This is a genomic window from Nostoc sp. 'Lobaria pulmonaria (5183) cyanobiont' (assembly GCF_002949795.1).
In the GTDB taxonomy this organism is placed as follows: domain Bacteria; phylum Cyanobacteriota; class Cyanobacteriia; order Cyanobacteriales; family Nostocaceae; genus Nostoc.
Map to the genome: position 1 here is coordinate 921897 of NZ_CP026692.1, position 14719 is coordinate 936615.

Here is a 14719-nt window from a genome sequence, read left to right on the forward strand (position 1 = left end):
AACAACTCTCAGTTTCTATGGGGTTTGTGACAATTCTATGGCTTCGACATTGATTTGAGGGTACAAGCAGCGATGTTGGCGATCGCTCTGAATTGCTCCTGGATTTGCGCGATTGACTCCAGCCCCGCACTGATTTGGCGATCGCACGGTTCGATAGCAGAAGCAACATCTGCTGCTGCTACCTGGAGTTCCTGGAACCATTCCTCTATATTGAGCGTGCTGTCGCGGGCTTGACGGGCGAGAATTTCCACCTGTTCGGCAGCAGCTAGCAAACCTCGTTCCCGATCGCTAGCTTTTGTTGCTTCGATGGCTGTATTCAGAGACAAAATCTGAATTTTGGTACTCAAGCCTTCCACAAGGCGAACAAAGCCAGAAGCTTGCTGGCAAAATTCACCAAGGTATTGCAGCTGTTTATTAGTAATAGCAACAGTATCTTGAATAGACATTAAATGCTCATTGGCGAACTCGGCAATTCTTGCTCCTTCTTGTACAGCCTGGCTCACTTGCTGAAATGGCACTAGTAACTCAGACCGATCGCAGGATTCAGCCTTTTGGGGAGGTGATGACAGCTGTTGAGCAGGTGGAGCTACTATTTCAGCCCAGTGCAAGTTAATTGTCAACATCATTCCTACTTGTTGCAGCAAACTGCGCTCTGCTTCCTGCCATTGTCGGGGTTCCAGGCAATGATGAATAACTAACAAACCCCAAGGCTGTTGTTTGACAATCAAGGGCAAGCACAGGCTAGCTTGCACCTGAAAGCGTTGCCAAAATTTCTGTTGGCGCCCAGTTAGTTCTAATACTTCAGTTAAGTTGTGGAGCGAGTTTTGTTCGTCGCCAACATCGGTAGTAACAAACAAATTTATCGGTAGGGATTGGTTGAGCAAGGATGTCCAACCCGGTTGTATAGCTTCAGCGATCGCTCGAGAGCGATTATCTTCCTCAAAACGATAAATCAGGACGCGATCAGCGTTGAGAACATCTCGAAGGGCGGTGACTGTAACCTGCAAAAGTGCGGTTTGACCTTTTGCCTGCTGCATTTGTCGCTCGATGGCTGCAAGTTGTTCTCGCTGGAGCTGAAAAGCCCCTCGAACATTTTGATCATTGTCACTGGGCGAATCCTTAGCTAAAGCTTGGATAAAAGCTTCGATTTGACTCACCTTCTGCTGCAATTGAGCGACCTTTGGTCCCTTAGCAGATTCAAAGACTGCTTTGATTACAGCCACATTAGCCAAAATTTCTTCTATCTGGATTTCATTTTCAACAGGCTGGGTTTCAGAATTAGGGTCTAAGGTTGCGATCGTCACAGAAAACTCCTTGGCAGCATCAAGTTAAATCAGTGGGTTTGCCATTGCAATGTCTGGGCGATGGCTCTGGTGTCTAAAATCCAGCGATCGCCTGGCAGAATACCTCGAACAAAATTTAGCAGTTTGTTTGGGGAAAAGTCGGTTGGTGCCGATTGTGCTTGCTGTAAATCCTGCCACTCTACATCGTAGACATGAGCCACCAAAAACCCGATTACCTGATTTTGCAGTTCGAGAACCAGAACCATTGGCTTTTCTGGTCGTGACTGCCGCTTCAAAAGTGGCGCATAACCAAGCAAATGTTCCAAGTCAACCAGCCGCAGCATCTGTCCTTGCCAATTATAGAAACCTAAAATCCAACTTGGTAAGGCCGGAGCTGGGGAAATTTCTTGGCTAGCGAGATGAAAAATATCCAGTAATGAGTGAAATGGTAGCAATCCACTTCCTTGATTCCCCAAAGAAAAACGGAGAAATCTTTGCCGTTGTTCGCCTGATGTCAGCCCAAGAGCCAAGGTTTGGTGGGTTGTTCCGGGCAACCCCAACTTATCAGCCAATATCTGGCTCATGCCTAGAAGAAGTACTTTGAGTGGTTCCTCGTTTGGTGCTACAGACAAAACAGCCATGTGGCTAACACAGCTTAACTCCGCCACTTGCCGATAAGACCAAGGCACCGGACGCACTGCTGACAAAGGAATATCAATTAAGGCAGGGGGCTTGTCCACAGGAATGCCACAAATTTCCCCAGTCCGCGTTTGAGTCAGAAGTAAGAAGCGTCCTGAAGTGTCAACCGCAGAGAGAACTTGATGCGCCTGTTGGGCTTGTACTTGCGAAATGAACTTCTGGCGCAAGTCCACAATCGTAATGGTTTGCGTTCCCAAATCAACCATCCCGATACCACTTTCAACCGTACTGCTAATCGGTGGACAAGCAATTACTTTAAGAACTGCACCAACTGGCAGGGCAAATAAATAGTCTGCGATCGCAAAAACAACAACTCGCAGTGAGTCGCGTTCGCTCCCAGCGCTAGATAATCGCTTAAACGGAAAGGGAGTGTTAAGCATAGCAAGTGGTTGAATACCAATTCGTAATTCGTAATGACGCTCGAATACTCGCTAACGCTACGCTAACGTAATTCGTAATTAAGAAAGTTAGATATGGCATGGCTTTCGGGGTTTGAATGTGTTGCCTCATTTTAGAGAATTGGTCTAAGGAATATTAACTAGTTCGGCGATCGTGGTTAAGAAGTTCTGTTCTGAATAGGGTTTGGTCAGGTAAGCTTTCGCTCCTAGAGCTAAAGCTAATTGGCGGTGCTTCTGTCCGCTACGGGTAGTCAGCATCACCACAGGAATCCCGGACAAACGCTCGTCTTGGCGATGGTGTTCTAAAAACTCAAATCCATTCATACGCGGCATTTCAATGTCACAAATCACTAAATCTACATCACCGTGTTGAAGCATTTGCGCGATCGCCTCTCGACCATCGCCTGCTTGCAACGCTTGATAACCGGCTTTCTGGAGCGTCTGCACCAAACTTTGCCTTTGTACAACCGAATCTTCCACCACCAACACCATCAGTCGGTTAGGTTGAGTAATGGCTGTATTGACTTCCATCGGCTGTTGTTGCAGTTGCGTTATAGTTAGCTCGGATTGCTGACCCTCTAGAGCAAGAACAGGCTCAGGCGCGGGCAATAGTGCAAGATTAGATGTCGGGGAAGTCGGCATCATATCTGTCTCCCAGGTTTGCCGAACTAACTCCAACGGGTCAACGATTAGGGTAAGACTCCCATTTCCCAACACGCTGTAGCCTTGGATGTAACTAGGTAAAGTCAGGACTCTGCCGAGGGATTTAATTACTAATTCCTGCTCGACTAAAATCTGCTCGACTTGCAAACACAGGTATTGATGCTCTGTTTCCAACAGCAGCAGAGGTTCGACAGTGTTCCGTTGTTTGACTGGAAAAGGACTTAGGGTCAAATTTTGGTCTTGGGTGAATAAAGGATATTTGTAATCCAGCAAATTGGCAAGCGGGCGGATGGGAACTAATTGCTGACTTTGCCCTTCTCCCCACTGCCAGAATTTTTGGCTGCCTTGCCCGTGTAAAGATTGCTGGACTTGAATCTGCTCTGGCTGCGGTAATAAAACCTGGCTAATTCGTTCAGACAGCAACCCATAAGTAATACCTTGAGATTGACAAACGAGCAAGCGTGCTGTTGTCAAGCTCAGAGGCAATTGCAGGATGAAGGTGGTTCCTTGCCCTGAAATCGATCGCACCACAATCGAACCTTGTAAAGCTTGCAATTTAGTGCGAACGACATCTAAGCCGATACCACGGCCAGATAACTCACCAATCTGGTTAGCGGTAGAAAAGCCTGGTTCAAATAATAACTCTGCCAGTTGGTCTTGTGAGGCGTCAGCGGCTTGTTCGGGAGTCAGCAGGTGTTTTTCCATAGCTCGCTGACGAATGGATTCCCAGTTAAAGCCTCGACCATCATCTCGTACCTCAATAGTAGTGCGGTTGCCTTGATGATAGGCTTGAATTGTAATTGTTCCGGTTTCTGGTTTACCCTGCTGGCGGCGGGTTTCTATCGGTTCAATGCCGTGATCGAAGGCATTGCGAATCATGTGCAGCAAGGGATCGTACAGCTGCTCAGAAATGGCTTTATCCACTAGTACCTTCGTACCGCCAAGCTTGAGTTCAACAGGCTTATGATAAGTTGCTACCATCTGTTGCAGCAGCCGGGGAAATCGATTCAACACTGTTCCCAGTGGAACCATTCTGGCTTGCAGCAAATCTGACTGCGCTCCTGAAAGCAGTTGCTTGCGCTTTCCGAGACTGAAGCGAGATTGCTGAACTAAGCCATTAAAAGCCTCAATCCGTTCTCCTAATTGCACCATGTCTTCTGTAAGATTTTGCAGGAGAATGTGCAATTCGCTATAGGTATCCATTTCTAAGGCATCAAAATTGGATTGTGCCTCGGCAGTTGGAACTGAGCGTGGAGATCCATGTATATGTCGCTGCTTGCGTTCGGGGAGCAGCAGATGTCGATCCGACCAAGTAGAAACTTTACTAAGTTGTTGTTGACAGTACAAAAACTGTAGTAAAGTGTCTCGAGCGGCTTTGTGGATGTGGTTAGATTGCAGGTTTTGTTGGTTTTCGTTGATTAGCAATTCCCCAATCGTGTGGCTGAGGCGATCAAGCTGTTCTATCGCTACTCGGATAGTGGGAAGTGATGGTGATGATTGAGCTTGGAGGCTTGGCGCTGGTGGAGAGGCTGGCCGATCTGAGTCTGAGTATCGGTAACATGTTTTGGGATCTCCTATCCAGATTGACTGTAAAATCCGCTCTATGGCAGAAGGGACTACTACCGAATCCTGAGAAATAGGTTCCAGTACCTCCGGTGCTTTCGGTACGGAGTTATCAGTCCGCTTCGGGAAAAACGACCAAATTGATTCCGATTCGCTCGCACTGAGGAGAGGGGATGGCTTATTCTCAGTTGTAGTTGTTTGTGTTGGTTGGGCAGCTATCGAAACTGGCTGCTTTTGCGGTTCTGGGACAGGAATAGTTAGTCCTGCCCATTCTCGCAATTGTGGAGATATCTCTCCCCCTTGAGTGCGATCGCCTGCAAGTACTGCTGCTTGAGCTGCTTTAAAATTTTCTAAAGCCACCTGAGCGATTTGCAATACTTTGCCTGGATGCTGATTCAGCGCCTTTAGGGTCGCCTGGGCAATTTCTTCCAATCCAGATAAGCCATAAGATGCTGCTAGTTCGGCAAAAAATTCTGCTTGAGAGTTGAGTGTTGTTTGAATTTGTTGCGGATCTTGGCTTTGAATGTCAGCTTCAAGTTGTTGCAAATCCTGGAGTACACTCCCGGAAAAGATTGACTCTACCACATCAAAGCCAAGTTCTTCCGAACTGGGAAGCGGAGCCTCACGACCAAAAAAGTCGCCTAGTTTGTGTTGGAGTTGGGCGAAGATTGAGGCAGTTCGATCGAGTATTTCTGCCTCATTGCAGGATAAGCCCATCAAGGTTGCACTCAATGGAGTTCGCAGGCACTCATAAGCATCTAGAAGCAAAGCTCCCAATTCTGGATCGATTTCCAGTTCTGGAGCATATAACGCCTGGAATACATCTTCCAAATGATGGGCAATGGTCTTAATCGTTTCCTGCCCAACACTGGCAGCGCTCCCTTTGATAGTATGGGCGCTTCGCATCAAGGCGTGAACTTTTTCTATGGTTTTTTCATCAAGTAAACCGATAAGACTCTGCTCAATGGTTTGCAACAACTCTGCCGCTTCAGCAAGAAAAGCCTGCTCTAACTGCTCTTGATTACTGGGATCGGGGTTCATAACAGTTTTGGGAGATTAGTCAACTTTGAACTGGCTAACGCTGGTTTCCAGTTGTTGTGAAGTCATCAGCAGTTCCTCAAAAGACTCGGAAATGTGGATGGCACTTTCTGAAGTCTTGCGGGCGATCGCCGAAACATCCGTCATCGCCTCTGTCAATATCTGAGATTGCTGACTTTGATGGGAAACTGCTTGGGTAATTCCTTGTACCAGTCCCCCAATTTCGTTGGTAGCTGCCACGATCGCACTCAGGGAATGACGAGTCTCATCGATCAAGTTCGAGCCTTGGACAACTTGGCTAATCCCTACTTCCATTGCTTGGGTAACTTCGTTGGTGCCATTTTGAATTTCTTCCACGAGTCGCTCAATTTCTGTGGTGGCACTAGCCGACTGATAAGCTAAGGAACGAACTTCATCTGCAACCACCGCAAAGCCTTTGCCATACTCTCCGGCACGGGTAGCCTCGATCGCAGCATTGAGTGCCAGCAAATTAGTTTGAGTGGCAAAGTTTTCAATCAGACTCACTACTTTCGAGATTTTCTGAGAAGCTTCACCGAGGCGTTTAATCTTCTTCGCTGTTTCGGCCACGGTTTCCCGAATCTCCAAAATGCCATCTACAGTTCTTTCCATCAGAGAATCGCCAGCTTGGACGGTGTTATTAGCTCTTTGAACCGCCTGTCCTACTTTCTGGGCATCAGCAGCGACTACCTGGGTGGAAGTTACCATCATTTGTAATTGTTCCAGAGCGTGTTCGAGCCGTTCTGCCTGCTGTTGAGCTTGGTCAGATAGTTTTACTACTGAGGTAGTGTTATTGCTGGAAGTTTCACTCACTCTACCAGCAGCAATCTGCACTTGTCGGACTAAATCGCGCAAACTTTGGATCGTAGTGTTGTAACCATCGGCAATTGTCCCAATTTCATCTTCAGATAGGGGAGCGCGAACCGTGAGATCGCCCCTGAAGGATGGTTCCAAAGCCATGAGAACGCGTATAGCTCCTTGTTGCAGTTTTTCTCGGGCGGTGCGTTCGCGCTCTGCTGCTTCTGCTAATTGCTGCTCTTGGATACGCATCTGTTGTAAGTACTCTGCAAGATTCAGGGCAACACCAATCTGGACGCTAGTTTGGTTAAGAACATCCTCCTCGGATTGCTCCCACTGGCGCGGTGCGCTATTTTGATAAACTCCCATCAGCCCCCATAGCCGATTTTCTTGAAAAATCGGAGAAATCATGTAGGCTTTAGTTCCCCACATTTCTAACAATTGGATGTGACATTCGTCATGACCGACAGTATATATATTGTCAACCCGCAAACTTTCTTTGCGGGCATAACGCCCTCCTTGGTTGTACTGGAGATAGGTATCTCTAACTTTGGCAAGGCTAGTTCCCACAAGCTTAGGCCAATCCCCACTCACAGACTCAACGACAAATTCTCCAGACCAATCAGACTCAAAACGGTAAACTCCAACTCGATCTACTTTCAGCAGTTGACGAAGTTCGTGGCTGGCAAACTGGACAAATTCCAGAACATTACCATGACTTTGGGCCATCTCTGTTAACCGACTTGGCAGGCGATAGGAAAATCGGGCGTTTGCTACTTCCCGTTCTGCCAGTTTGATCAGTTCCTCATTCTTGCTTAAGGTTTGTTGTAAGTATTGCGATTGCTGGACGGCAACCCCAAACTGCGTGCCGATTTTCGCTACCAAGTTGACTTCATTATCTTGCCATTGCCGCGGCCCGTTATTCTGATATGCTCCTAACAAACCCCAGAGCTTGTTTCCGGCAATAATCGGGGTGATGATATAGGCTCTAATCTGGAATTGCTCGAGAATTTTCAAGTGGCACTGGGCATGACCAGCAGTGTAAATATCATTAATAACAAAGGTCTCGTTGTTGCGATAGCGTCCACCTTGGGTTTGTTGTAGGTGTTCGTCTTCCCATACAGTCTTGATATTGGGGCCAACCAAAGCCACCCATTCACGACTTACGGATTCGGCAATAAACTCCCCACCCCAATCTGGATTGAAGCGATACACTGCTAGGCGATCGCATTGTAAATGCGATCGCAATTCTGGTAGAGCATTGCGGAAAATTGTATCTAGCTCTTGAACTTGGCGAATTTTTTCTGCCAGCCGTGTCAGTGCTCGCTCCCCTTCTGCGGTTCTGGCTAACTCTGCATTCTTCTTCTTGAGCTGTTCGATATACTCAACCTGTTGCAAGCCTATACCTATTTGCACAGCTATTTTTCTCAACAGTTGCACATCCTTGGATTTCCACTGCCGAGGGCCAGTATTTTGGTATGCTGCTAAAAAGCCCCAGAGTTTGCTTCCAATAAAGATAGGAGCGATCGTGTAAGCCTTGGCCTGGATTTTTTCTAATATCTCTAGGTAGCACTGAACGTGACCGACAGTGTAGATATCATCGACAACAAAGGTTTCATAATTGCGATAGCGTCCGCCCTGAGTTTGTTGTAAGTGCTCGTCCATCCAAATCGTTTTGCTGTCGGAACCAGCTAAAGACAGCCATTGATCTTTTACGGATTCGGCAATAAACTCTACACCCCAGTCGGGATTAAAGCGAAATACTGCGAGGCGATCGCACTGTAGTTGTTTGCGTAAAGTTGGCAGCACATTCTGGAAAATTGTATCTAGCTCTTGAGCTTGGCGAATTTTTTCTACCATCGCTGTCAGCAACTGTTCCTCTTCTGCTGCTTGCGCCAACTCTGCATTCTTCGTTTTCAGTTCTTGGATGTACTCGGCTTGCTGCACGCTTAACCCCAACTGAATGCCCAATTTGGTTAGTAATCGCACCTCCTCGGAATTCCACTGGCGCGACCCGCTATTCTGATAAGCTCCTAACAAACCCCAAAGTTTGTTTCCAGCAAAAATAGGAGCGATGGTGTAAGCTTTAACCTGGAACTGCTCCAACAAGTCGATGTGGCACTGGGCATGACCAACAGTATAGATGTCATTGACGACAAAAGTTTCATTATTGCCATAGCGCCCGCCTTGGGTTTGTTGTAGGTGTTCGTCTTCCCATACAGTTCTGATATCGGGGCCAACCAGAGGCACCCAGTCACTTCCTACAGATTCAGCAATAAATTCACCACTCCAGTCAGAGTCGAAGCGATATATTGCTAGGCGATCGCATTTGAACAACTGCCGCAATTCTGCCAAGGTAGTGCGGTAAATTGTTTCTGGCTGTTGGGAATGACGCACTCTATCTGCCATTCGTGCAAGCGCGTTTTCTATTTCAGCTACTTGTGTCATTTCTAGATTTTTTAACCGTAGCTGTTCGATATATTCAGCTTGCTGGAGGGCAATGCTCAACGGTTCGCCGATCTGCAACAAAGCACCGATCTCTTCCTCAGTCCATTTGCGAACATCAGAATTCTGATAGGCTGCTAACAAACCCCAAAGATTACCAGCGCGGAAGATGGGAACAATGATGTATGCTTTGGCTTGGAACTTCTCTAATGATTCTAAATAGCAAGGTGAAAAACCAGCAGCATAAATATCGTTGACTTTACGGAAGCCCGTTCCTTTGGCGTATATTCCACCCTGCGTTTCCTTCAGATAGGTATCGGCATCAAGTTTAACAGGGGAGCCATAATCCTTAACATGGCAACGCTCTGAAGATATCAGACCTGTTTTTAAAATGCCGTCTTGTTCCTGCATCTCCAATAGTGACGACCAACCAGCAGCCACAGATTCAGCGATAATTTCTCCACTCCAGTCTGGATAAAATTGATAAACGACAACGCGATCGCATTTTAAAAATCGCCGCAACTCTTGGGTTGTAATGCGGAAAAGGGTGCGTAGATCCGTTGCTTGCCCAATCTTTTCAATGATGCCGAAAACAGTACGTTCTCGTTCAACAATTTTCGCTGACTCCTCAGAGCGGTTATAAAGTTGTTGCTGATATTGCAACTGTTGAATAGCAATACTAGACAGAGATGCAACCTGCACCATTAGTCGAACTTCACTATCTTTCCACTGACGAGGCTGAGAATTTTGATAGGCAGCGAGCAAGCCCCACAACTGTTCTCCCTGGAAGATGGCAACAATAATGTATGCTTTGGCTTGATAGGCTTCTAAAATTTTGATATAGCAGTCAGAAAAACCAGCACTGTAGATATCATTATTAACTCGATAGATTTGTCCACGATGGAAAGTTTTGCCTTGGGTGTGCTGAATATAGCTATCCGCACTGTGCGATCGCCCTGTTGTCCCAGCCAATCCCCCTTCGTCTGCAAGGTTCCTAACACTGCAATAGTTAACGTTCTTGACAATTGCTGGGTTGTTTTGCTGTTCTTCTAACAGAGAAACCCACTCAGATCCAACAGATTCAGCAACAAATTCCCCACTCCAATCTGGCTGGAAACGATAAACTGCCACCCGATCGCATTTTAGTGACTGTCGCACTTCTTGGCTGGCAACGCGAAAGATGGTATCCAAATCTTTGGACTGGAGAATTTTATTTGTTACACCGACAAGAATTTGGTCTTTTTCCACTTCTTGTTGCAAAGTAGCTTGAATCACGGCAACTTGCAGTTGCACTTCTAATTCCTGCTCGATTAGTTTTAGTAACCGAATTTCAGCATTTTGCCACTGGCGAGCAGCAGTGCATTGCTGCACTACCAACAAACCCCAAACCCCATCTTTTGCTAAGATCGGCAAACTCAAACAAGCTCTTACCTGAAACCGATCTACGAGCTGCTTTTGGTAAGGAGACAAGCTTGCAGTGTAGGTATCCGCGATCGCTGCTAATTTTTCTTGTTGATAAAGCTTGGCAGAACCTAACCCAAAAGTGATGGCAGGCAGTTTTTCCTTCAGCATTGGGGTAAAGCCATCCCTCATCGCCTCCGCAGCAACTATTCCCAGCGTCGGATTCGTAAACTCATACACCACCACGCGATCGACTTGCAGTGCGCTTTGTACCTCCATAACAGCAGTGGCGAGCAAGGTATCTAGATCGGAAAATTGGCGGATTTTGGTGGCGATCGCCTGTACTTGCTCTACCTCTAATCCATCTCCTCCGTTTTGATATGGCAACACACTTACCAGTTCTTTTAACTTGCGGATTCTCTCTCGCAATGGCCCTGTTTCCACCCAATCAGCTTGATCCAGTTCAGTTCGGAATTCTTCGAGAGTGGAGATAATTTGCTGTTTTGCTGGTACATCAACGCTATGCCCATTATCGGTGTCCTTATAACCGTTGCTGGAATTTGTGTGTGATTGGCTGGGTGTAAGATTGTGTTGCATTACCATAATCTTTCTTGCTATGAAGGTTGTCGGAGTTAATAAGTAAAATACAGAGCGGAGGCTACTTACTTTTCTAAAACGGCTTCAGCGTCCAGAAGCCCTTGGCGTTGTGTAGGAAGCTCTGAACTTTAAAGAGGCTGAAGGGCTTGAATCACAACATGGGTGTCAATTAACATCAAAGGGCTACCTTGAGAATCCACAAAGTAACCCTGCAAGAACGAGCCTAGTCGGGCAGGTAACATCGATGTCGAAACCGCTAACCGCTCTTGGGGGTCATAAACTTCAATGGTATTGACTTGCTCCACCAACAGCCCGACGGTTTGATTCTGGACTTGAACAAGCATCGCCATGCCAGAGTTACGCACACTTTCTCGCTGACACCAGTGTGTTGCTCCCAACAAACCTGCCAAATCAAGAATCCAGATAGCTTCTCCCCGCCAATTCATTATGCCTAACAAGAATTCTGCTACCTGCGGTACTGGCAAAATCTCGGTAAGTGCAACCTGAATTACTCCCCGCAAATCAGCTAATGGTAGTAACCCATTTACCTTTCCATTCAACGGAAATCTTAAAAACCTCTGGTTGTTTCCTTGGGAAGAGTTTTCAAGTCGAAATTGGCTATTAATGGGTAGCGAAGAAAAGCTATCATTGCCCTGTACCATTGCCCCGGTTTCCTTTAGCGAATAAATTTATTAACAGTCTGGAGCAAGGTATTTTCATCTACAGGTTTGACTAAATAGCCATCGGCACCACTCATAGTGCCCCAAGTTTTATCAACATCTGTGTTTTTAGTTGAGCAAATCACTACCGGAATTGCTTTTGTTATCGGATCGGCTTTCAACTTGCGGCAGAACTCAAATCCACTTTGGCCTGGCAAAATCAAATCTAGTAAGATCAAATCAGGTTTTTGTTGTTTCAACCTGAGTTGAGCCTCTTCACCACTGCGAACTTCATAAACTGAATATCCTCCTTGCTCTAGGTAACGTGTCATCTTTTCGGATTCTGTAAGGCTATCTTCAACTAAAAGAACTTTTTTCATTTTTATTTCCTAACTATTTAATTCAGAATTTGAAAAATAATTGTGACAAATGAATTAACACCAAGCCAGATTTAGAGAGCAATTTTCCATCCAAAATCTGTTTTGAAAATGGATGTATGGGAGCCATTGGCATGACTGTCGCTTCAACCTAAACGCTTAAATATTTGTGAAGCACATTGAGTACTTTTTCTGCCTCTACGGGTTTACCCAAAAAGTCAGTTGCCCCGACTAATTTTGCTCGCATCCGATCTACTATGCCATCTTTCCCCGTTAAGATGACAACCGGCACATCTTTAAGACTTGGAGTTTTACGGATTTGAGAACAAATTTCATAGCCATTCACTTTTGGCATCAAAAGATCCAAAAAAATGAAGTCAGGCTTGCTTTTAATTAGCTTTAAAACTGCCGTCAATGACTCTTGAACGCCAACAAAGCGATAACCTTGATGGGTGAGAATTTCCTCCAAACTGCGACAGATCGTCGGGCTATCATCTACACAGGCTACTAAAGGTCTTGAGACATCAATAATTGCTTTGCTAGCTGCTGGAGGAGCAACTTGTATAACAGTGTTTTCTTCTGTCTTTAGTGAAGAATTGGAATTATTAACTGCACTGGACGGACTAACAATTTGTTTACTAGCCGCTGGGAGGGCAACTTGTATAACAGTGTTCTCTTCTGTCTTTAGTGAAGAATTGGAATTATTAACTGTATTGGACAGGTTCCCAGTTTCTTTATTAGTTGATGGAGGAGCAACTTTTTTAAAATTAGGCCCAACTTGTATAACAGTATCCTCTTCTGTCTTTGGTGAAGAATTGGAATTATTAACTGTATTGGACGAGTTGCCAGTTTCTTTACTAATCCCAACCTTCTTGAAGTTTGGGATGGGTGAAAAAGCGATCGCCCCTGCTTTTACTAACGGCATTAATAACCGAGCCAAAACTAAAGCATCCCGACCGCTTTTTTGCCCTAGACCTCGTAAAGTTTTTGTTCCATCAACTAGAGAAATAATCTGTTTAGAGGATGCATGTCCTTGGAGTAGCTCAAGTTGTTGAATAACAGGAAATAAATTGGGCGAGTAACTTGCTAGTCCTGCACCTCGCCATTCTTGCCAGGCTTGTGTAGCCTGTTTCAAGACTTCCTCAGTTGGTATTACAGTTAGGAGAAACCCAGGAACTTCACCAACAACGGTAGTATGTGACAACTGCCCTGCTGGATTCTCGCCATTTCTTTTGGCTTCAACGTACTGCATTATATCAAACAGGACTTCAGCTATTAAGCTTATAATCAGGCTAACAAGTTGTTGTTGTTCGATTAATTTTTGTTCTCGCAACTTAGCAAGAATGCAATACTCGCGATAATTTTCCTGGGGAGGGACAAGCCACTGCAACTGTGTCACATCCAGATTAGAACAGTACTGCGACAAGTGTCGTCGCCATCGCTCATCGGCATTAGAACCGCCAGCTTGCCAAATTAATCGTCCTAAACGAAAATATAGCGTCCAAGTCGGCCCATCCCTTGCTTCAAGATTCAGCCTGCCTGTGAATAATTTAGTTTGAAGTTGCTCGATCAATTGATTCACAATGGATCGCACCTCCTTATATATCTTGAGTTTTGCATTTACATTAGAATTCCTCAAACAATCCAGCTTACTAACTTCATCGTGCAATTGCCAATAGCACAGTTCAAAACCTCGATCTAGCTACCCCAGCTTGTTATATCCTTTTCCAATCGGGACATTTTTAAAGTTCAAAGCCGGAAGCTTGAACACAAGATTTTAGCTCTTTTTCTAATTATTAATAGGTTAACTAATTATTAATAGGTTAACTTTTTGCCATGTTACATCTACTGAGCAAATTGCTTGTATAGATGTAGTTGCAATAGAGACCGGAAAAAGATGGAAATATTGAATACTACAAAGCATAGACCAACTTTAATACTTATCGATTTTGTACTATGCTGCTTAAGGCGATAGACAGAAGCGATCGCCCAACCGCTAGTCTGCAAATGCAAAAAATGAGCTTGAATTAAGTTGGTGAAGAAATTGCTTGTTGCCGAATAAAATATTGGCGATCGCGTTGTTCTAGTACCCCTTGCTTGATCGAGGAGCGCAGGATATCTATCGTTTGCACCCGACTTAAGCCTATCACCTCTTCAATTTCTATCAGAGTAGCTCCTTCAGCTTGCTGAATGTATTGCAGCACTTTAGATTTAACAGAATCTGCATTCAAGGCAGGCACTTTCTTAGTCATGGTATTGACGGAAGAACGAAAACCAGTAGCTTTAATTGCAGAACGGGAGATTGACAATTTTGGAACTGTTACAACTAATTTCTCTTCTTTAGCAGGAGTCGGGGAAACAGCTTGTCCATCACTGTAATCGCCCCAAACACTGTTATGTAAGATTGCCCGGAAATTTTGCAAGTTTTGGAATAATGCCTGAGCCTTTGCTGTCCGCTGTTGGCGATATTCTTGTTGGCGTTGCCAGACATCTGTTTTTATTTGCAATATTTCTAATTGCCGCTCTACAATCTCTTGCTGAAATTGCTGTTGTTGTAACTTTCTGTCGTTGTCAAGGCTGGTAACAAAACTGCTCAATTCTTGATGAAGCAAATCTGCTTGCAGCTTAAATTCTTGTTGAGTTAGCTGTTTCCACTGGTTAACTTGTTGACGGCGTTCAGCAGTTATTTGCAATCGCTGCGATCGCTCTTGTTCCCATAAATTCTTGAGAGCCATCAGCGGAAATATCCTATTTTGTTAACTAAAAATATTAAATAGGAG

At 45.3% G+C, this 14719-nt stretch carries 8 protein-coding genes; all 8 read right to left on the reverse strand.

Annotated elements, in window-relative coordinates:
• Positions 1-35 precede the first annotated feature (35 nt).
• Positions 36-1304 (reverse strand): GAF domain-containing protein, encoded by a 1269-nt coding sequence (locus NLP_RS03920; RefSeq protein WP_104905237.1) that lies wholly within the window; start codon positions 1302-1304, stop codon positions 36-38.
• A gap of 29 nt (positions 1305-1333) precedes the next feature.
• Positions 1334-2362, reverse strand: a complete 1029-nt coding sequence (locus tag NLP_RS03925) for a chemotaxis protein CheW (protein WP_104905238.1) — start codon at positions 2360-2362, stop codon at positions 1334-1336.
• Between the two features lie 144 nt (positions 2363-2506).
• Complete coding sequence (locus NLP_RS03930; protein ID WP_104905239.1) at positions 2507-5647, reverse strand: hybrid sensor histidine kinase/response regulator; 3141 nt, start codon at positions 5645-5647, stop codon at positions 2507-2509.
• A gap of 15 nt (positions 5648-5662) precedes the next feature.
• Positions 5663-10909: a GAF domain-containing protein gene (locus tag NLP_RS03935; protein ID WP_104905240.1), complete on the reverse strand. Its 5247-nt coding sequence runs from the start codon at positions 10907-10909 to the stop codon at positions 5663-5665.
• 122 nt (positions 10910-11031) lie between these two features.
• A complete protein-coding gene (locus NLP_RS03940) occupies positions 11032-11565 on the reverse strand; it encodes a chemotaxis protein CheW (RefSeq protein ID WP_104905241.1) in 534 nt (177 codons plus the stop codon).
• Positions 11566-11579: 14 nt separating this feature from the next.
• Positions 11580-11942, reverse strand: coding sequence for a response regulator transcription factor (locus NLP_RS03945; protein WP_104905242.1), 363 nt, complete (start codon positions 11940-11942; stop codon positions 11580-11582).
• A gap of 148 nt (positions 11943-12090) precedes the next feature.
• Positions 12091-13521 (reverse strand): response regulator, encoded by a 1431-nt coding sequence (locus NLP_RS34585; RefSeq protein WP_234017199.1) that lies wholly within the window; start codon positions 13519-13521, stop codon positions 12091-12093.
• A 445-nt stretch (positions 13522-13966) separates the two neighbouring features.
• Entirely contained in the window at positions 13967-14674 is a 708-nt protein-coding gene (locus NLP_RS03955) for a gas vesicle protein GvpC (RefSeq protein ID WP_104905243.1), read from the reverse strand.
• Between the last annotated feature and the right edge of the window lie 45 nt (positions 14675-14719).

What these genes read in the sequence shown, in the direction of transcription:
- NLP_RS03935 (WP_104905240.1), bottom strand. Translation starts at nt 10,909, where the DNA reads ATGGTAATGCAACACAATCTTACACCCAGCCAATCACACACAAATTCC.
- NLP_RS03925 (WP_104905238.1), bottom strand. Translation starts at nt 2,362, where the DNA reads ATGCTTAACACTCCCTTTCCGTTTAAGCGATTATCTAGCGCTGGGAGC.
- NLP_RS03945 (WP_104905242.1), bottom strand. Translation starts at nt 11,942, where the DNA reads ATGAAAAAAGTTCTTTTAGTTGAAGATAGCCTTACAGAATCCGAAAAG.
- NLP_RS03940 (WP_104905241.1), bottom strand. Translation starts at nt 11,565, where the DNA reads ATGGTACAGGGCAATGATAGCTTTTCTTCGCTACCCATTAATAGCCAA.
- NLP_RS03955 (WP_104905243.1), bottom strand. Translation starts at nt 14,674, where the DNA reads ATGGCTCTCAAGAATTTATGGGAACAAGAGCGATCGCAGCGATTGCAA.
- NLP_RS03930 (WP_104905239.1), bottom strand. Translation starts at nt 5,647, where the DNA reads ATGAACCCCGATCCCAGTAATCAAGAGCAGTTAGAGCAGGCTTTTCTT.